This window comes from Vibrio sp. Of14-4, from assembly GCF_022347625.1.
GTDB lineage: Bacteria > Pseudomonadota > Gammaproteobacteria > Enterobacterales > Vibrionaceae > Vibrio > Vibrio pristinus.
On record NZ_JAKRGI010000011.1, the window covers coordinates 113,703 to 131,657 of the forward strand.

Below are 17,955 nucleotides of genomic sequence, written 5' to 3' on the forward strand. Positions count from 1 at the left end.
CATAGGTAGCCCGTTTTTAATTCATAAGAAGACTCAAATTTATATGGAACTCGTCTTACTCTCTGCTGCTTTTCTCGCTGGCTTTGTTAGCCTTAAATGTCACTTACCGCCACTGGTTGGTTTCCTCCTAGCAGGCTTTGCTCTCCATGGGTTCGGCTTTGAAAGTAATGAGACCATAGTAACACTTGCCGATCTTGGGGTAACCATACTGCTGTTTTCCATAGGGTTGAAGTTAGATGTAAAAACACTTTTATCCAAAGAGATTTGGGCAGGTGCGACTCTCCATAACTTGTTTTCTACCGCACTATTCTGCGCGGCGCTATTTGGCTTAAAGTTTCTCGGAATAAGCTCCTTAGCCAGTATGTCACCTGAGCAACTTTTGTTGTTAAGTTTTGCCCTATCTTTTTCAAGTACTGTTTTTGCCGTCAAAACCCTGCAAGAAAAGGGGGAGATGAACGCTACCTATGGCACCATTGCGATTGGTATTCTTGTCATGCAGGATATTTTCGCAGTGATATTCCTGACCGCATCAACCGGAAAAATCCCCCACTGGTACGCCATTATTTTGTTTGCCCTACCGCTTCTTCGCCCATTATTTTACAAAATACTCGACTGGGTGGGCCACGGGGAAATGCTGGTTCTATTTGGTATTTTCTTTGCCTTGGTTGTGGGAGCTGGGCTATTCAAATTCGTTGGTATGAAGCCAGATCTTGGTGCTCTAATTTTGGGTATGTTGCTCGCAGGCCACAGTAAAGCATCGGAGTTATCCAAAGCCCTGTTTAACCTCAAAGAACTCTTGTTGGTATGCTTTTTCCTCAATATCGGTCTGTCTGTCCAACCAACCATGACAGGGTTAGCATTAGCGCTACTATTTTTGCTCCTTTTACCCATAAAAGGGGTTCTGTACTTTGCTGTGCTTAATGCCTTTAAATTCAGAGTAAGAACCTCTCTGCTCGCTTCACTTAGCTTGTTTAACTTTAGTGAGTTTGGCCTTATTGTTGGGGGGCTCGCATTTAAACTCGGCTGGCTGAGCAGCGATCTGCTGGTTGCATTAGCACTTGCGGTATCGATTTCTTTTATTATCGCCTCACCACTTAACCGCAAAGGACATGAACTCTATCGTCGTTCAGGACACTGGCTAAAAGAACATGCAGCAGAAAGCCTAAACAACCGAGATAAATTGATTAATCCTGGCAATGCACAAGTGTTAATTCTCGGTATGGGACGAATTGGTACAGGTGCATATGACGAAATAGTCAGCCGTTATGGCAAAGTAAGCCTCGGAATTGAAGTAAGAGAAGATACAGCAGAGGAGCATCAGCAAGAAGGGCGAAATGTCATTGCCGGCGACGCAACAGACCCTGATTTCTGGGAGCGAATTTTGGATACAGCGAACGTTAAATTAGTACTACTTGCTATGCCTCATCACCAAGGAAATCAAATTGCCTTAGAGCAATTAAAACAAAGAGGGTTTAGTGGTCAAACAGCAGCCATTGCCGCCTATTCAGATCAAATAGAGAGCCTACTCGAAGAGGGAGTAGACGCAGCCTTCAATGTATATAGAGAAGCGGGTACTGGTTTTGCTCGCCATGTTTGTGACCAGCTTAACCCTCAGATAACTGAAAAATAACCTTCCTCATTTGAAAGGCAGTACTTTGCTGCCTTTCAAGCTACCCGTCGTTTTTTGTCTATAAAACAGGCTGACATTAAAATACATTCATAAAAGAGCCAGTTAAATTAAATAATATTTAGTGCAAACTAGTTTATATAAACTTTTTTGTTATTTATTGTTGATTTTTTTAACCAAAATGGCAGATTTTAGCTAACAGGTTAAAAAAGATTTATAAAGGAACTCATATGTGCTCTATCTTCGGTATTCTTGACATAAAAACAGATGCCCAAACACTACGCCCAGTCGCGCTCGAAATGTCCAAAAAGCTGCGTCATCGGGGTCCTGATTGGTCTGGGATCTACTCTTCTGATAGAGCCATTCTCGCTCATGAGCGTCTTGCCATCGTCGGATTAAATAGTGGTGCGCAGCCTCTGTTTAGCTCTGATAAAAAGCACATATTGGCGGTTAATGGAGAAATCTACAACCACAAGGAACTTAGAGCTCGCTACGAAGGGAGATATGATTTCCAAACCGACTCTGACTGTGAAGTTATCTTGGCACTTTATCAGGATATGGGTGAAGAACTCCTTGAAGAACTCAACGGAATCTTTGCATTCGTGCTCTATGATGAAGAAAAAGACCAATACCTTGTCGGTCGTGATCATATTGGAATTATCCCGCTATACCAAGGCTATGATGAGCATGGCAACTACTATGTCGCATCTGAAATGAAAGCATTAACGCCAGTATGTAAAACCATCAGCGAATTTCCTCCAGGCTGCTTCTATAGCTCCAAAGATGCAGAGCCAAAACGTTACTATGTTCGCGACTGGAACGAATATGCCGCAGTACAAGGCAACACAACCAGCAAAGAAGAGCTAACCGCTGCACTTGAAGCCGCTGTCAAACGCCAGTTGATGACAGATGTGCCTTATGGCGTGCTTCTATCTGGTGGTCTAGATTCATCCATTACTTCAGCCGTTGCGAAGCGTTTTGCAGCAATGCGTATCGAAGATGATGAAAAGTCAGAAGCTTGGTGGCCTCAACTGCATTCATTTGCTGTCGGTTTAGAAGGCGCTCCCGATCTTAAAGCGGCAAGAGAAGTGGCTGAAAAAATTGGCACAGTTCATCATGAAATGACCTACACCATTCAAGAAGGGCTTGATGCTATTCGAGATGTTATTTACCACATTGAAACCTATGACGTAACAACCATTCGTGCATCTACGCCTATGTTCCTTATGGGGCGAAAAATAAAAGCTATGGGCATTAAAATGGTCTTATCTGGTGAAGGTGCCGACGAAATCTTTGGTGGTTACCTCTATTTCCACAAAGCACCGAATGCTCAAGAGTTTCACGAAGAAACAGTACGCAAGCTGCTAGCACTTAACATGTTTGACTGCGCCAGAGCCAATAAATCTTTAGCAGCTTGGGGCGTTGAAGGACGAGTGCCATTCCTTGATAAAGAGTTCATTGATGTTGCCATGCGCTTAAACCCACAAGATAAAATGTGCGGCAACGGAAAAATGGAAAAGCACATACTACGCGAATGTTTTGAACATTACTTGCCAGACTCTATCGCATGGAGACAAAAAGAGCAGTTCTCTGATGGTGTCGGGTACAGCTGGATAGATACCTTAAAGGAAGTCGCAGAAAGCAAGATCACAGATCAACAAATGGAAACCGCGAAATTCCGTTTTCCTTACAACACACCGACCACAAAAGAAGGTTATGTCTACCGAGAAATATTTGAAGAGCTATTCCCTCTGCCATCGGCAGCAGAATGTGTACCAGGCGGACCTTCTGTCGCCTGTTCTTCAGCAAAAGCAATTGAGTGGGATGAATCGTTCCAAAACTGTGTGGATCCATCAGGAAGAGCAGTTCAGACAGTGCACAATGACGCTTACTGAGTCTACGACAAACTCTAACTGCATTTAGTTCTATGCTGTTCACCCCTTGATGTTGTGACAAACAACATCAAGGGGTGATTTATTATGAGCCTTTAATATCTGTGAGGAAAGCATAAGTCCTCACACATAAGCAATTGACTTATAACGCAATATTTAAACGTATAACAAAAAAATATCATGTATATGACAAGAAAATGTCAGAACCTATTTCTCATAACTGCAAACTTAGTTCCATAAAAAATCCAGCCAAAATAACAAGATTAATTACACCTATTTTTCAAAAGGTTATGCTCAAACCATAAATGACACTGATAAATCAGTATATTGCAGATATTTTAACTAATTAGTATATGTACTAGCATATTAAATTCTTTAATGGACTAGATTAGTAAAATTTATGGCAAATCATCGACAAATACTCGGCCATCCTCGAGGCCTATTTCTATTGTTCGGTACCGAACTTTGGGAACGTTTCTCTTACTATGGTATGCGCGCCATTTTAGTGCTGTATTTAACAGATAAAACAATCAATGGCGGCCTAGGCTGGACAACCAAAGACGCACTAGATTTGTACGGTATCTACACAGGCCTTGTCTATATCACGCCTTTAATTGGCGGCTGGCTTGCAGATAACTACCTCGGCCAACGCAGGTCCATATTGATAGGCGGCGCGCTAATGGCAATTGGCCAATTTACACTGGCATTACCTGCTGAAATGATTGGTATGAGCACTCTTCACAGTTTTTATCTCGGTCTCGCTCTGCTGATTGCTGGTAATGGTCTATTTAAGCCCAATATTTCGACCATGGTTGGCGATCTCTATCAAGAGGGTGACAACCGCCGTGACGGTGCCTTTACCATTTTCTATATGGGTATCAACTTAGGCGCATTATTAGCCGGAATCATTGTCGGCTCGGTTACTGGAGAGTTTGGCTGGAAGTCAGGTTTTGTAGTTGCTGGTATCGGTATGGTGATTAGCCTTGTCATGCAAATGGGCTTAGCTCAATCTTGGCTTGGCGACATAGGTATGGAACCTTCTGCTAAACGTGAACTTGCCAGCAAAAAGTCGTACAGAAAAGAGCCTATGACTAAGGAAGAATTTGACCGCATCAAAGTCATTTTGGTCATGAGTGTATTCACGATTGTCTTTTGGGCAGGGTTTGAACAAGCTGGTGGTTTGATGAACATTTACACCCAGCAATACACTGATCGTATGATCGGCGGTTTTGAAGTTCCTGCGGCTTGGTTCCAATCGCTAAACCCGTTTTTCATTATTACTCTAGCGCCAATACTCGCGGTTTTATGGGTCAAGCTGGGTAAACGAGAGCCTAACTCTCCAGTTAAATTTGCACTTGCAATGTTCTTCCTAGCTTTAGGTTTCCTATGTATGGTCGGTGCTGTGATGGAGCAAGGTGGCGACACGAGTGTCAAGACTTCTATGCTTTGGCTAGTAGGCGCTTTCTTCTTCCATACATTAGGCGAGCTTTGCCTCTCTCCAATTGGATTGTCTTTGGTCACTAAACTCGCTCCTCTTCGCTTAGCTTCTTTGATGATGGGCGCATGGTTTGGTTGTACTGCAATTGCAAACTACGTCGCGGGCTACGTCGGCTCACATGTGGGCGAACTTGGCGCTATGGCTATCTTCAGTGGCATTGCGGTCACAGCGATTGTTTCTGGAGTTATCTTATTACTCTTCTCCAATACACTTGTCCGCTGGATGCATGGCGCAGAATCTCCGATTAGCAATGCAGAGCAAGTTGAAGAGCAGCAGAGCTTGGCGGTATAGTCATTATTAAGCATACAAACAAAGCGCCCGACACTAAGTCGGGCGCTTTTTTATGTTAGCTAGCACTAACTTTGGTAATCCTACTCGCTTTCTCTTTACTAGCTGAGACAGAACGAATATAGACACTGCCTTGCACTCTTGGCCGCTGGCTATCTATATAGGTTTTCCACTCCTGTCCATCTATTGAGTATTGCAACTCCACACCAGGGAAAGCACTGTTCATCATAAGTTTACCCGCTTCGATTCGTCCACCAGGTATAGGAAGACGGTAATCAATGCCTGCTTTTTCAAGTTTTGCCAATTCACGTTGACCAAGGAGATTGGCAAAGCGATTGTAATCATCGTTTAACTGCGCCTGATCTACCCTACGAGTATCTTGAGAATACTCCACTCCAGCTTTGACGTCGTTTTCCCAACCTCCTTTATGCCAAGCTCGCTCAGCCGCAGCCAACACTCGTGGAAATACCATGTACTCATATTGCTCATCATCTCGAACCGTCTCAGACCAAAGCTGAGCTGATAATCCATAAAAGGGTCCAGCGGCAATATCTGTACTTCCAGAGAAGCCATTACCATCTCGATCTAGCGATGTTTCAGCATTCTGCGGCATGTTTTCGGGAGCAAAGCTGAACATTTTTCTTGTATCAGTTGCACGCGTTGCCCAATAGTATCCACGCTCTTTGGGGTCTACTTCATATGGCATATCCATGTAGACATAATCAGGGTTTGAGACAATGACATCGTAGCCTTTACTCGCCCATTCATACACAGACTTTGTTCCTCCCCAGTAAAGTACATCCCAGAAATTCACACGGGTATTAGCAGTTGCAAAGGATGCAGGGCCTTCACTATATTTGAGGCCATCTTGCCACGCTTGAAAGCTCTCGATTTGCTTATCTTTTGCTATTTTCGCAACCTGCTCGGCAAAATAACTTGGTAAGTGAGCAAAATCGCTTACAGCGCCACTCGCCACCAGCTCCTGACACTGAGGAGACTTAGCAAAGGGCTTGTCCTGTTTTGTAAGATCTATGTTGCCTTTCCATTCAACCTTATCCGCGGTATTACTATCTTGAAATCCCGCACCAAGTTTTATGTTTTTCGCTTCATCACCGCCAAAATGCCATGTGGTTAATGGCGCTCCTGCCTCTTTATACATGGCCGCAACTTCAGAGATGACTTTATCCACAAACCTTGCCGATGATGGCAGGCACGGGTTGATAAAGCTCTTCTTATCGTAAAACTGCACAGTCGTGACATTTGATGTATCTTCAGGGTCAAGTAAGCGATATTGGTTAGCCTCTTCTACCCTATTCTCTTGCATTAGACGCTGATACCTAGCTTCCATTGAGACCACAGCCGCTCTCGCATGTGCTGGCATATCAATTTCAGGAATCACCTCAATATGACGTGCATTGGCGTACTGCAAGATCTCGACAAAGTCAGCACGACTAAAATACCCGCTGCCAAAGTTATTTGCTTCTGGCCCCGAGCCAAGTTGAGGCAACAGGCAGCTCTGCTCTGTCTCGTCAAAACAGCGCTGACTTCCAATCTCTGTGAGCTCTGGTAAGCCAGGTATTTCTAAACGCCACCCCTCATCATCAGTGAGATGTAAGTGCAACTTGTTCATCTTATAGGCCGCCATTTGATCAATAGTGGCAAGAATAGCCTGCTTAGAATGGAAATTACGCGCTACGTCGACCATGACACCGCGGTAATCAAAACGCGGAGCATCCTTAATAGAAACAACTGGCAAAGAGTCTGGAGATTGGCTATCAATCAGGGCAAAAATGGATTGAACGGCGTAAAATGCTCCCACTTGATCAAAAGCATTAATCTTAATGCCGCTTGTGCTAATTTGCAGTTGATAAGCGCCGGACTTAATAAATTCACCTGAGAATAAGTTTGGATCAATAACCAAATTAACCACTTGGCGACCATCAAGCTTTATACCTAGCAAATCACCTCGAGCCTCAAGTGCCTGATATTGTTCGAGGGAAAATGCTTCTGGCGGCAGGGCTATACCCTGAGTAATATTCAGATTACCTTGACCTTGTTCAATGTGCATGGGGGTTGGAATCAAGGACGCTGATACATCTTGTTTGACTAAATCCTGATTTTTCTCATAGCGAGAAATCGCAGTTGCAAAAATGTTCTTGTCATCAGGCGTGCGTTTTAAGTTATTCCCCTCTAGGCCGGAAACATATGAAGCCGTATCTTCAGTATCTAGCGAAGCAATCACTCTTGGCTCAGCATGAGGAGAGGTGACAAATGCCCGTGGCATAAAGTCAGTTTCAAATAGCTGCCAGTACTCACCAATTAGAGGCAATACCACTTTTTCACCAGCCGCAAAGCCATCAAATTTATCAGTAGGCTCTAATTTATGTAGATCACCAGTAACATGGGATACTTTGAATTGGTCATTATCAACATCAAGAATTAAGCGAATACTGTGAAAGTAAATCGACCAATCTTTGGCGTCAACCGCTTGTCCCTTATTGACTACAGTCATAGTCACTTGATTACAGGAAGCCCATTCAGCGCCCAGCTCTTGACATGCTAGTCCTTGGTTTGCTCCATGATTGGTGAGCACTTGATAGTCAATATCAAGGTTTTCCGCCAATGAATTGACCACACTTTGCTGTGAAGATTGCAAAGTACTACACCCTACTAATGTCGCAATAATCGATGTTGCGAGCAGACCTTTTTTAACCATCCAACGTTACTCCTCATTTAACTGCTATTACCAGCATATTCCGAGATGTTGAAACGGGTAAAATAATCAAGTCATGAAAGTGATCCTGCTCGAACTTAAGCTTTATTAATGACAAAAAGAGCAATAAAAACAATAAATTAAAACAACAGTTAAAAACGTCATTTAGAAAACAACAATCTTTCTTTGAAACAAATCACACTAAAAGTCACAAGATTTATGAGTGTTCGAAGCCGGATCACAAGACGAGTGACATAAGATTAAGCTAAGCTATATAACAAAATATAAAAATGTGACTTTATACTCAAATTGCTATTGTTAAATTACGTTAAAAGGCCTCTATTTCAACAATTTTTCCGTAAGGTAAACGGCTAAATGCAAAAACTATGGTTATCAATTTTCCTCTTCACCTGCTCACTACCATCGTTTGCTGAGCCACTATATTGGTATGCCGAGAAAGGAAAAACGCGTTACCTTATCTTTGGTTCAGTGCATGTCGGCGACAAAAGTATGTATCCTCTTGCCAAAACGATTACCGACACTCTAGCAAAAAGCTCAGGACTGATAGTGGAATCAGACATAAGGAAAATGCAGGATGTTCGCTACCCTGAGGTCACAATAGTGACCAAAGATGTTCTCAGTTCCAAACAAATGGAGACTTTACGCGGTTTGGCGAGCCTTTTTAATATTGATGCCAAGCAACTTCTCGATAGCCCGCCTTGGGCGACAGCATTAACCCTACAAATGAAGCAATTTGAGTACCTTGGTTATCAAGCATCTTATGGTATAGACACGCATTTAATGTACAAGGCGACCGCTCAGAACCTCCCTGTATTTAGCCTCGAATCTCTTCAGTTTCAAATCGACTTATTAACAGGACAAAAAGAATCGGGAAAAGAGCTATTAGTGAGTGCGTTAGATGAATTTGACCGCGCAGAAGATTTAACCAAGTGTTTAATTACCAGTTGGAAAGCCGGAGACTTGGAAAAGCTCAATCAGTTTGCACAGTTAACTGAAATGTCGCCAGAGCTAGAGAACGCTTTTATTAGCCAAAGAAACCTCAACTGGGCAGAAAAACTGGCCAAGCCAACTTGGTCAAAGGAGCGCAAAGCCAGCTATGTTGTCGTCGTTGGCACCATGCACCTGATTGGCGAAAATAACCTGCTTACTTTACTCAAAGCCAAAGGGTTTAAAGTCAAGCAGGGCTCAACCAGCCGCGCCGCTAACTGCCAGTTTGAATACTAGGCTCTGTTTATTTTTCATGGTTAAGTTTTGTTCGAAATAAAACACAGCTAGAAGCAATAACTTACGCAACTAATATAATATCATTGATCTAGATCAGTACTCGATGTGTCATTTGGCCTTATCGTAATACCTGTCATCACTACTTCACGACTGGAGGCAACATGGATTTATGGCTAAATCTCCTGTTTGGTAATGCGGTTGGACTATCTTCTATGTTAGTCATTTTCGGAGCTTTGGGCTTGATGCTGTTCTATGGTGGTTACTTCATCTACAAAGTAATGCATGACAAATCTCCTCACTAGAATCGCCTAGCCCTATCTGAAAATAGGTTGTTGCTATGCACCGAAGTAGATTGATTGTCTGCTTCGGTTTTTTATTTATTGGTGCAGCCAGTATTGTTAATACTCATGTATACTAGCAATATCGATTTACGGCCTTCGTATTACCTTATGCCTCACGATAATGAATCCACTCTATTTCAAGCGTTAATGGGGGATGTGACCCCACTAAAACAAGATACCGTTGAGCTCCCAAAATCCCATAACGTCACCGAAGCGCACATAGCACGACGTGAAGCCGCTATGTGGCTTGATGAAAACGATCCGCAGTATTTATCCCTTGAGCACGCCCCCATGCTCAAACCTGAAGATCTGATCGAATTTAAACGCGATGGAGTGCAAGAAGGCGTCTATCGCAAATTGCGTTTAGGTAAATACCCTATTCAAGCTCGCTTAGATCTTCATCGTAATAGCTTAAAAGATGCCAGATATGCGTTGGTTAAATTCTTAAAGCAATGCATTGAAATGGACATACGCAGTGTACTTATCGTTCATGGACGCGGCGAGAAGTCCAACCCTCCCGCCTTGATGAAGAGCTATCTTGCGAACTGGTTAACTCAAATTAAGGACGTACAATCAGCCCATAGCGCCCAAGCATTTCATGGAGGCACTGGAGCTGTTTATGTCATGCTGCGTAAAAGCTCCGAAAAGAAATTGGACAACCGAGAGCGCCACCAAAAACGGCGCAGTTAAAAGGCTCTCTTACTCAAACCAGACATTAGTGATAGAATGCCCCCAATTCGTTAAGGACTCTTGTTAGTCCACCAGTATTCCGTTGTGAAACGTTAAGAGAGAACACTATGCCATCTGAACCAAAGCGCCTGAATAAATTTATTAGTGAAACCGGTTTTTGCTCGCGAAGAGAAGCAGACCGACTGATTGAGCAAGGCCGTGTCACCATTAATGGTCAAATCCCTGAAATGGGTACTAAGGTACAAAGTGGCGATCACGTTTGCGTTGATGGCAACCCGATTTGCGAGGCCACCGAGCGCCCTATCTATATCGCGCTAAATAAACCAACGGGTATCACCTGCACCACAGAAAGAAACATTGCCGGTAACATCGTTGACTTTATTGGCCATAAAAAACGTATTTTCCCAATTGGACGCTTAGATAAACCCTCTGACGGTTTGATCTTTTTGACCAACGATGGCGATATCGTCAATAAGATCCTTCGTGCGGGTAACAATCACGAGAAAGAATATGTGGTGCGAGTCAACAAGCCCATCACAGATCAATTCATCAAAAAGATGAGCGCTGGCGTTGATATCCTTGATACCACCACCTTGCCTTGTAAAGTCACCAAGGAAACCAAGTTTTCCTTTCGTATTGTGTTAACACAGGGGCTAAATCGACAGATTCGCCGAATGTGTGAGGCGCTCGATTATGAAGTATTTAAACTGCGCCGCGTTCGCATTATGAATATTACCCTAGATGGTATTCCAAATGGCCAGTGGCGCTATCTAACAGACAGTGAAGTGGAACAAATTCTGGCGATGTGTGAGCACTCTAGCGGTACAGAAGATGCCTCAAAAACTGATACTCAGGGTAAAACAATACGCAAAGCAACGGACGCCAAGCTATTTGATAGCCGCGAGGAAAACCAAGGCTCAAAAGCAAGACGCAATCAAAAAACGCGTACTTTTAAAGGTAAAGACGCCGATAAGTTTCGCCGCAGCCCCAATGCTAAAAAGGCTCGCTCTGAATCCTCTGAGACAAGAGCAAGACAAGGTAAGTCTAGCCCTCATTCAGGCCAAAAAGCCCAGCCTAGAAAATCAGGTACATTAAGCCTAAAAAAGTAGCCTGCTAGCGAAACTATCCCTTTTAGAAGCCAAAGCTATTTAGCCCATGCTAAATAGCTTTTTTATTCATGGGTCACCAAACAAGCTTATTTTTACGATTTGGTAAGCACTTTAGCCACACTAGAACAGGTAATGTCATTAGGCTTGTCAGCGCCATTTCGGCTAGGGTGTGATAACCTTGATACAGCATCAATAAACAGTAACAAACCATGGATATCACTGTGATACGTCTGACTTGTTTGCCAATCAATGCAAGGGTTGTGACGAACACCAGCGCCAAGGCAGTGTGCGTACTATAGTCAAGCCCAATTGACGCATAGGCTACAAAATAAGCATCAAGAAACATTAAGGCATAAATATACATGACGCCCAGTGAAGTGGTCACGGTCTCAATAAGCGCACTTTTTACCCCTAGACGACTCGCTTTTATCAGCAGCCAAGCCAGCGTCAGAATACCCAGCAGAGGAATATATGAATCCGCAATAGCGTCCAGTTGTTGGTAAGTCACCTTTAAAATCCCCTAACCTTTGTTTGTGTTCATTCAATAGCGAGCAAAAGCATCCATATAGAGAGGTTCAGAAAGAACACTCTCCGCTGAGACTATCACTGCCAACAAAACTATTATTCTATATAGCTTTAACGGTGCACTCTATTCGTGAGGGGATCATTATCTCTTGGGATGTAATCGTTTCGCCCACTTGGATCATAACCGCTCCAACGTTATCGTTTTTTACAAAGACTTTGCTGTCATGATCGAACCCATAAGATGTGGAAGGACTCATAATTTGAGTGGTGTGCTGCCGCTTAGTTTTGATAAATGAATGCCCATGACCGCATATAATATGTTGAATATTTTCATTGTTTAAAACAGAGGTCACGACTTCTTTCTGATTTTCTAACCCGATTTCATTGAACCAATCACAGTCATTTTCAAAAATGGGGTGATGTATGACTATCACTGTCTCTTGGTTGGCATGGTCAATTCTTTTAATGTCTTCACTGGCGACTCGGCCTGCCCCTAACATCATTGCCTTTTTCGGCTTTTTGCTAGAGTCAACAAACATGAAATTAAACCTCTCTATGGATACCTGTTCAGCCACTTTTATCCATGTGTCTTTGAAAGCAGATTTCATCATGTCTATACAGTCGTGATTACCCGCGATTGCATATATATTCGACGTGCTAATGTGCTCAGAAATCAAACGAGCAAAGATTTGATACTGAAGTATCGATGGACTTTCGCAAATATCCCCAGTGATAAATAGATAGTCAAAGTTTAAACGATTGATAAAGCCTAATGTATGAACCAACGCTTTCTCAGCGTTAGCTTTATTTAGATTAAAATGACAATCACTAATTTGAACTATGGTTTTCATTTCTAAGCTTCTCTATTTAATAAGCGACTGAAAAACCGCCACTAACTCGCGCAGGACTTTCTTTGTTGCGGCCGATAGTATCATAATAAGACGTTTATCACTGGTCATTTAAACTAAGATTTTGGGGTCTAGCGCTACGCTAGACCCTTCTGATATCTTCGCATAATTTACTGTCTCGACTGGCGATTTATATCAATGGCAAAACACGACTTATTGACTGTGAACTGAGCTTATTTTCCTGAGTTTATAACATCCACATTAATACTCTTGACCACATCCCCTAAAGCAAAGACTGTGTTACTTTCGAACGAAACTTTAGTTTTTGGCATTAGTGAAAAGTCAAAAGAGCCAGAAACCCAAACTTCATTAAGCTGCACACTTCCTTTTTGAACATAAATATCGGAAGTACAAACATCGCAGAGATTTCTCTGAATATCATTAACAACCCATACTTTACCTGAAGGAACCGTGTATAGCTGAGTGTTATCCAAACTCTTTGCATTCACAGAGACTGAAAAAAATATAACTAACCATAACCACAAATTTTTTACCATTTCTTATATACTCCGTTGTGATAGATATCTAACTCACACTTCCTTCTATTAATAAGCCCCTGCATGACTTTACCCTGTGACTTATTCCAAGCTAACCATGCTTTATCTATATCATTTCCATAAGCTGGCGCTATACCTCCATTCACAAGCTTTAATACTGATGAAGTATTAAAATTACCAGCTCCGATGTTGTAACAGAGTAGAACTAAAGCATCAAATTGTTGCTGAGTAACAGTAACCGTTAACTTTTCTTGGACACTTTTCTCAAATGGTGGAAGTTTTTGCATAAATAAGGATTCTGCTTCCTTTTCTTTTATCCCGTCCTTATATAACTCCCACTCGTTCAGTGGAATAAGATATCCATAACCAATAGTTGCTCCTTCGACATGCGTAGAAATGACCTTACCGGTTTGATCATCGTATGGAAGTAAACGTAAAGTTTCTATCTCTTTTAATAGAGACAACCCAGCTGTAGAGAGCTTATAGGTACGGACATCGTATGCCCACTTATCAACCAATGCCTCATCTAGAGCAAGAATGGTATTTTTGCCGACAATCCCGTCAATGTCACCAAATTGGTAACTTTTATGCGTGGTATGTGTAGGTTTATAGTGGGTTTGAAACTGTTTAACGGCGCCTTCTGTCGCACGGCCAAAATCGCCATCTGCACCAAATGAACCTAAGTCAAAGCCGCAGTCAATCAAAGCCTGTTGGATTTTTTTGATCTCTTCAGTATTTGTAGAGCCTTTTTTAAGGGCGTTAAACTTACCGGCCGCTAGCTCATTAAGCGGCTTGGATTGTTTTAGCGATGATTTGAGGACCAGTTCATCTTCAGGGTTATTTCTCGCAGAGTCAGCGGCTTATTGACGCTCTCTTAAAACCCGTTCACGATTTTCAGCCCATCGCTTTTCATCGCTTGCGGTATAAGTTAACTCAGCTCTGCGTTCTTGCCGTTGACGCTCTGCTCTTTCTCTTGTGGTTTCTTGTCTTTCTTGTGGAATAAAGGGGGACGATTGGTATCGCATAAGAATCTAATCACATAAATAAAAACATGATACCAAGAGTTTGAGTTGCTTATCATACCCTGCTCGCCACTCTGACATATTCACCAAGAAAATGTTTAGTTTAACTATTAAAACGCTCGAAATAGCGGTTGGGGTTTCTTTTGATTGGTGTGTAGGTGGGTTATAAGCTGGCTTGGATTTGGACAGAAATCGTTTAGTAGCATTACTCTAAACGACTTACGCCAGATTAGAAAAAGTATCTTGAAGCCTTAAAAGCTTGTTAGTTTTATTACAGCAAGCGATCTTTGAATACACTTAACAACTGACAATGCTGGTTTTGAAGTCTGTCTATCGACTCTTCCATATACTGCATGTACTTCCCTGCCTCTTTAGCTTCCGCTTTGTTTTTATAAGCTAAGCCAATCTCTTCGTAGTTAAACCAGCTTGAAGCATTTGAATCAACATCAGTTAGCCAATCAATAATGCCCTCATCCAAGTAAAAATCAGCTAGAGCAAGTGCCTCCTGAAAGTTTTCATACAGCTTACGATCGACTTTACGAGTGTTATCAGTGTTCCGCAAAAGTCTTTTAACTGACATATATATCTGTAGTCTTTCAGACTTACTATCACGTTTTTCCTTAGCAGCATTCAACTTCCATTGTTGATAAGCAATATAAGCGACTGAAACAGCAATCACTGGACTAAGTAGCGCAGAAAAAATGTCAATCACTTGTTTTATTAGACTTAGATTATCCAACGATTTCTCCCGTAAAACTAACGCGTTGCTAAGCGGAAATTAATGGTTGGCTATAATCGCGAAGCGATCGCCAACTGTTAATTTTCCGTTTAAACAACTTGTTATAGCGCAACTACTTATTAAACCGAGAAAATAATTGACCAAAATTTTCTGGCTCTACTTCATCGACATTACTACCATGACGAACAAAATATTTCCCATCATAAATAGAAGGTTTAATATCTGATTCAATTTTTAAAATTATAATGTCTTTCTCGAAGTAGCGTATTGTCGATATATTTCGGGATAAATAATCCTTATCCCTTTCGCTTATAGGCTCCGACTTTATTAATTGAACTAGTTTAGTGAAATATTTATCCAAATCGCCATGGTACTTATCGGCTTCTTCCTTAACGCCTGTAATATAGAAAGAAGAGTACGAAATATAATCGCTATCATATAATGATTTAAACTGTTCAGCTGTAGCTTTAGTATCGGCCACACCAATTAGGCAATAACCAGTGGAGCTAGGAAAAGTATTAGCCATTCCTGTTAAAGTTTTAATAACTTTAGAAAATGCCTTCTGATTGAACTCTACGTCCTTATCATTTAATGCATGCAACCCTACTTTAAAGTCATATAAAGCTTGTTCTGTAGAAGATTGCATAAGTATATTTTCAAAACGTGTAACCCATTGTGATCTCGCAGGATCTTTATCTTGAGACTTTATAAAACAATTCCTAATCACACCATATAAGGCATCAGATTGGGTTTGTTTTTCTTTAGCAGACCAATTACCGCCCCCTGCTGCAAGCGATATAATCTTGTCACCAGCCTTATCTAACAATCCGAGAAGTTTTTCTCGATCTGCTATTTGCATTTCTTCCTCAATTAGCAGTTTATAAAAAGAATAAAATACTATTTGAAAATAACGTGATATTTTGGCTTGTTGACTTCTAAAGAGTAGCGCATTAAAAGTTTGCCCCGATGCATCAATCAATTTAATTAACTCATCGAATACATATTGAACATTATTTATCACATTTTCTTCATTAACTTTTTGAATCTGTACTTCGACAGAAGTAGATAGAGGTGTCTCATGTGAACTTAAGGTAGAAAAACCATATAGTTGGTTCAAAATATCAGAGCTAGAACGTAGCCCTTTATCCATAGATACCCAAGCTACTATATCAGCGAGAACCTCTTCATCCTGAGATTGCCTCAAAGCCTCTTTAGTAATGATATTATTCTTGACCCAGAAAATATCCTCGACTGAAATACCATAATCCAAGTTCCTATTAGTAATACTGATATTTTTCATTGAATTAAGGTCTAAAATGTCAGTCGGGCTAGAGTCACCACGGATATTACTTGATAATTTTCTTACGATAGATGCGAATTTACTTATAGCACCAGCTTGCCTTAGTTCCTGTTTTGATAAATGTCTCCCTCCTGAATTCAGTCTTCGGAATACCTCATCAATATGGCTATCTCCTGACTCTAGAAAAACAGATAGTGGTATTTGATATCTAACAATTTCAGCACATAATGCGCGCTCTAATGGCGTACCTTTTTGGGTTATAGCTCCATCATCCATAAGGAATTTTGTATCAGCCATTGTTTCTAGGTTGAAGTATTTACCATCAATATCAAACTCTTGATCAATGAATGACATTATTGCATTCATTCTCTGCATGCCATCTATTATTTCTAATTTTCGGCCTTTCTCTGTCGTTACTTCAGCGAGTAATATCAAAGGAACTGGGTAGCCGCTAATAATCGAATCTATAAAGGATCTTTTTTCCTCAACTGTCCAGACTAGCTTTCGTTGATACCTTCTATTTACCAGAAATGTTTCTTTTAAATATGATCCATAAAGGCTTTGTATACTTTCCCCTTTTATTGATAATTCCGTATTTTCTTTCATTTTTAAATCCTATATAGATGACACAAATTATGTTGCGCTATAACGCCCGCATAAAATGCGGATAATGCTTGACTAAAATTAGCGAAGAATGAGCGCCAGCCAAGCTTTAGACGTCATTTTTTAAGCGTTTGTTATGGCTTAGCCCAGCTTTATATTTGATAATAGGTAGTAAAATAGATACGCAACAAAAGCTATAGCCGCTATATAGTGTGAGTATCCAAGCCAACTGAAGAAATGTGCTCTAACCCAGATCCACAGATATTCAGGCCACTTGAGCCATTTATCTGGCTTGCTGTGAAGTCGCGTGAATAAATAATCGACTGGTTTATGGTTCTCGTATTTCTCTAGAATTCCATAATACTCTTCCACTAATGCATCATAATCAGCATCGGCTTCTTGAAGTCCTCGAAGCTTTCTCGCAAAGCGACCAAGCTCTACACCATTCCTATGCATTGCTTCAGATCTTGAGACAAAATTTTCTTGGCCGAGTAACAAAGAGTACACTAAAACCATAACTGCAAGAACAGACTGAAAGCTGTTTAAAAGTTGATTAGGTACGGCAAGTTCAACACCGTACGCTTGAAAAAGTGGAATAAAGATTAATGCAGCAGATATAAAAGCGACCGTCCACTGAGACACCTTTTGATGCATTGCAAACCTTTCGCTAGCTCTGTAGCGAGACTTCGTGGTTAATTTTGTTCTTCGCAGTAATTCCTTGATCTTACTGTCTTCTAATTCTGCCAAGCTAATTCTCCAGTTCAGTCATAACATTCTTAATAACAGGTAGTCTCGTTTTTCTGTCTGCCTGACTTCCCATTAAGCTATCATAACTCACTAAAAATTAAAGCAAATACATCGAGCTATGTATTCTGTGATCACATAAAAACGCGCCAGCGCGTTATCACTTTTTAACAGTGCCTGTTATCTAAGGCATGATCATCACAACTATCCACAT

Annotated in this window: 16 protein-coding genes; 7 read left to right on the forward strand and 9 right to left on the reverse strand. The window is 41.4% G+C overall.

Translation table 11 applies throughout. The annotated features are described in order from the left end of the window. Nucleotides 1-43: 43 nt before the first annotated feature. The 3 genes from MHN79_RS12710 to MHN79_RS12720 all read left to right on the forward strand — a co-directional run bounded on the left by MHN79_RS12710 (nucleotide 44) and on the right by MHN79_RS12720 (nucleotide 5,308). Complete coding sequence (locus MHN79_RS12710) at nucleotides 44-1,630, forward strand: cation:proton antiporter family protein (protein WP_239173186.1); 1,587 nt, start codon at nucleotides 44-46, stop codon at nucleotides 1,628-1,630. Between the two features lie 227 nt (nucleotides 1,631-1,857). Continuing rightward, nucleotides 1,858-3,522, forward strand: coding sequence for an asparagine synthase B (gene asnB, locus MHN79_RS12715; protein ID WP_239173187.1), 1,665 nt, complete (start codon nucleotides 1,858-1,860; stop codon nucleotides 3,520-3,522). Between the two features lie 397 nt (nucleotides 3,523-3,919). Next, nucleotides 3,920-5,308, forward strand: coding sequence for a peptide MFS transporter (locus MHN79_RS12720; protein WP_239173188.1), 1,389 nt, complete (start codon nucleotides 3,920-3,922; stop codon nucleotides 5,306-5,308). Between the two features lie 55 nt (nucleotides 5,309-5,363). Here the strand turns inward: MHN79_RS12720 and MHN79_RS12725 are convergent, their stop codons facing one another. Beyond that, entirely contained in the window at nucleotides 5,364-8,021 is a 2,658-nt protein-coding gene (locus MHN79_RS12725; RefSeq protein ID WP_239173189.1) for a beta-N-acetylhexosaminidase, read from the reverse strand. 372 nt (nucleotides 8,022-8,393) lie between these two features. On the opposite strand from MHN79_RS12725, the gene MHN79_RS12730 reads away from it, so the two are divergent. From MHN79_RS12730 to rluF, 4 genes are all read left to right on the forward strand, one after another. After that, complete coding sequence (locus tag MHN79_RS12730; RefSeq protein ID WP_239173190.1) at nucleotides 8,394-9,263, forward strand: TraB/GumN family protein; 870 nt, start codon at nucleotides 8,394-8,396, stop codon at nucleotides 9,261-9,263. A 161-nt stretch (nucleotides 9,264-9,424) separates the two neighbouring features. Then, nucleotides 9,425-9,565: a DUF3149 domain-containing protein gene (locus MHN79_RS12735; protein WP_114786614.1), complete on the forward strand. Its 141-nt coding sequence runs from the start codon at nucleotides 9,425-9,427 to the stop codon at nucleotides 9,563-9,565. Between the two features lie 147 nt (nucleotides 9,566-9,712). Then, on the forward strand, nucleotides 9,713-10,294 hold the full coding sequence (gene smrA, locus MHN79_RS12740; RefSeq protein ID WP_239173203.1) for a DNA endonuclease SmrA: 582 nt from the start codon (nucleotides 9,713-9,715) through the stop codon (nucleotides 10,292-10,294). Nucleotides 10,295-10,401: 107 nt separating this feature from the next. Further along, nucleotides 10,402-11,403 carry a 23S rRNA pseudouridine(2604) synthase RluF gene (gene rluF / locus MHN79_RS12745; protein ID WP_239173191.1) on the forward strand — a complete coding sequence of 334 codons (1,002 nt, stop codon included), beginning with the start codon at nucleotides 10,402-10,404 and terminating at the stop codon, nucleotides 11,401-11,403. A gap of 73 nt (nucleotides 11,404-11,476) precedes the next feature. Here the strand turns inward: rluF and MHN79_RS12750 are convergent, their stop codons facing one another. The 8 genes from MHN79_RS12750 to MHN79_RS12785 all read right to left on the reverse strand — a co-directional run bounded on the left by MHN79_RS12750 (nucleotide 11,477) and on the right by MHN79_RS12785 (nucleotide 17,744). Then, on the reverse strand, nucleotides 11,477-11,911 hold the full coding sequence (locus MHN79_RS12750; protein WP_239173192.1) for a hypothetical protein: 435 nt from the start codon (nucleotides 11,909-11,911) through the stop codon (nucleotides 11,477-11,479). A gap of 118 nt (nucleotides 11,912-12,029) precedes the next feature. Next, complete coding sequence (locus tag MHN79_RS12755) at nucleotides 12,030-12,779, reverse strand: metallophosphoesterase (RefSeq protein ID WP_239173193.1); 750 nt, start codon at nucleotides 12,777-12,779, stop codon at nucleotides 12,030-12,032. 230 nt (nucleotides 12,780-13,009) lie between these two features. Continuing rightward, nucleotides 13,010-13,333 (reverse strand): hypothetical protein, encoded by a 324-nt coding sequence (locus MHN79_RS12760; protein WP_239173194.1) that lies wholly within the window; start codon nucleotides 13,331-13,333, stop codon nucleotides 13,010-13,012. Further along, on the reverse strand, nucleotides 13,327-14,157 hold the full coding sequence (locus MHN79_RS12765; protein ID WP_275436308.1) for a glycoside hydrolase family protein: 831 nt from the start codon (nucleotides 14,155-14,157) through the stop codon (nucleotides 13,327-13,329). Before MHN79_RS12765 ends, MHN79_RS12760 begins: the two co-directional genes overlap by 7 nt. A gap of 36 nt (nucleotides 14,158-14,193) precedes the next feature. After that, nucleotides 14,194-14,358 (reverse strand): hypothetical protein, encoded by a 165-nt coding sequence (locus MHN79_RS12770; protein ID WP_239173204.1) that lies wholly within the window; start codon nucleotides 14,356-14,358, stop codon nucleotides 14,194-14,196. A 268-nt stretch (nucleotides 14,359-14,626) separates the two neighbouring features. Beyond that, complete coding sequence (locus MHN79_RS12775; protein ID WP_239173196.1) at nucleotides 14,627-15,094, reverse strand: hypothetical protein; 468 nt, start codon at nucleotides 15,092-15,094, stop codon at nucleotides 14,627-14,629. A 112-nt stretch (nucleotides 15,095-15,206) separates the two neighbouring features. Next, nucleotides 15,207-17,000: a DUF262 domain-containing protein gene (locus MHN79_RS12780; RefSeq protein ID WP_239173197.1), complete on the reverse strand. Its 1,794-nt coding sequence runs from the start codon at nucleotides 16,998-17,000 to the stop codon at nucleotides 15,207-15,209. Between the two features lie 138 nt (nucleotides 17,001-17,138). Continuing rightward, nucleotides 17,139-17,744 carry an SLATT domain-containing protein gene (locus tag MHN79_RS12785; RefSeq protein ID WP_239173198.1) on the reverse strand — a complete coding sequence of 202 codons (606 nt, stop codon included), beginning with the start codon at nucleotides 17,742-17,744 and terminating at the stop codon, nucleotides 17,139-17,141. Nucleotides 17,745-17,955 lie beyond the last annotated feature (211 nt).

Coding starts and splice junctions, on each gene's coding strand:
- MHN79_RS12760 (WP_239173194.1), bottom strand. CDS start 13,333: ATGGTAAAAAATTTGTGGTTATGGTTAGTTATATTTTTTTCAGTCTCT.
- MHN79_RS12720 (WP_239173188.1), top strand. CDS start 3,920: ATGGCAAATCATCGACAAATACTCGGCCATCCTCGAGGCCTATTTCTA.
- MHN79_RS12755 (WP_239173193.1), bottom strand. CDS start 12,779: ATGAAAACCATAGTTCAAATTAGTGATTGTCATTTTAATCTAAATAAA.
- asnB (WP_239173187.1), top strand. CDS start 1,858: ATGTGCTCTATCTTCGGTATTCTTGACATAAAAACAGATGCCCAAACA.
- MHN79_RS12770 (WP_239173204.1), bottom strand. CDS start 14,358: ATGCGATACCAATCGTCCCCCTTTATTCCACAAGAAAGACAAGAAACC.
- MHN79_RS12780 (WP_239173197.1), bottom strand. CDS start 17,000: ATGAAAGAAAATACGGAATTATCAATAAAAGGGGAAAGTATACAAAGC.
- MHN79_RS12730 (WP_239173190.1), top strand. CDS start 8,394: ATGCAAAAACTATGGTTATCAATTTTCCTCTTCACCTGCTCACTACCA.
- MHN79_RS12735 (WP_114786614.1), top strand. CDS start 9,425: ATGGATTTATGGCTAAATCTCCTGTTTGGTAATGCGGTTGGACTATCT.
- MHN79_RS12725 (WP_239173189.1), bottom strand. CDS start 8,021: ATGGTTAAAAAAGGTCTGCTCGCAACATCGATTATTGCGACATTAGTA.
- MHN79_RS12710 (WP_239173186.1), top strand. CDS start 44: ATGGAACTCGTCTTACTCTCTGCTGCTTTTCTCGCTGGCTTTGTTAGC.
- rluF (WP_239173191.1), top strand. CDS start 10,402: ATGCCATCTGAACCAAAGCGCCTGAATAAATTTATTAGTGAAACCGGT.
- smrA (WP_239173203.1), top strand. CDS start 9,713: ATGCCTCACGATAATGAATCCACTCTATTTCAAGCGTTAATGGGGGAT.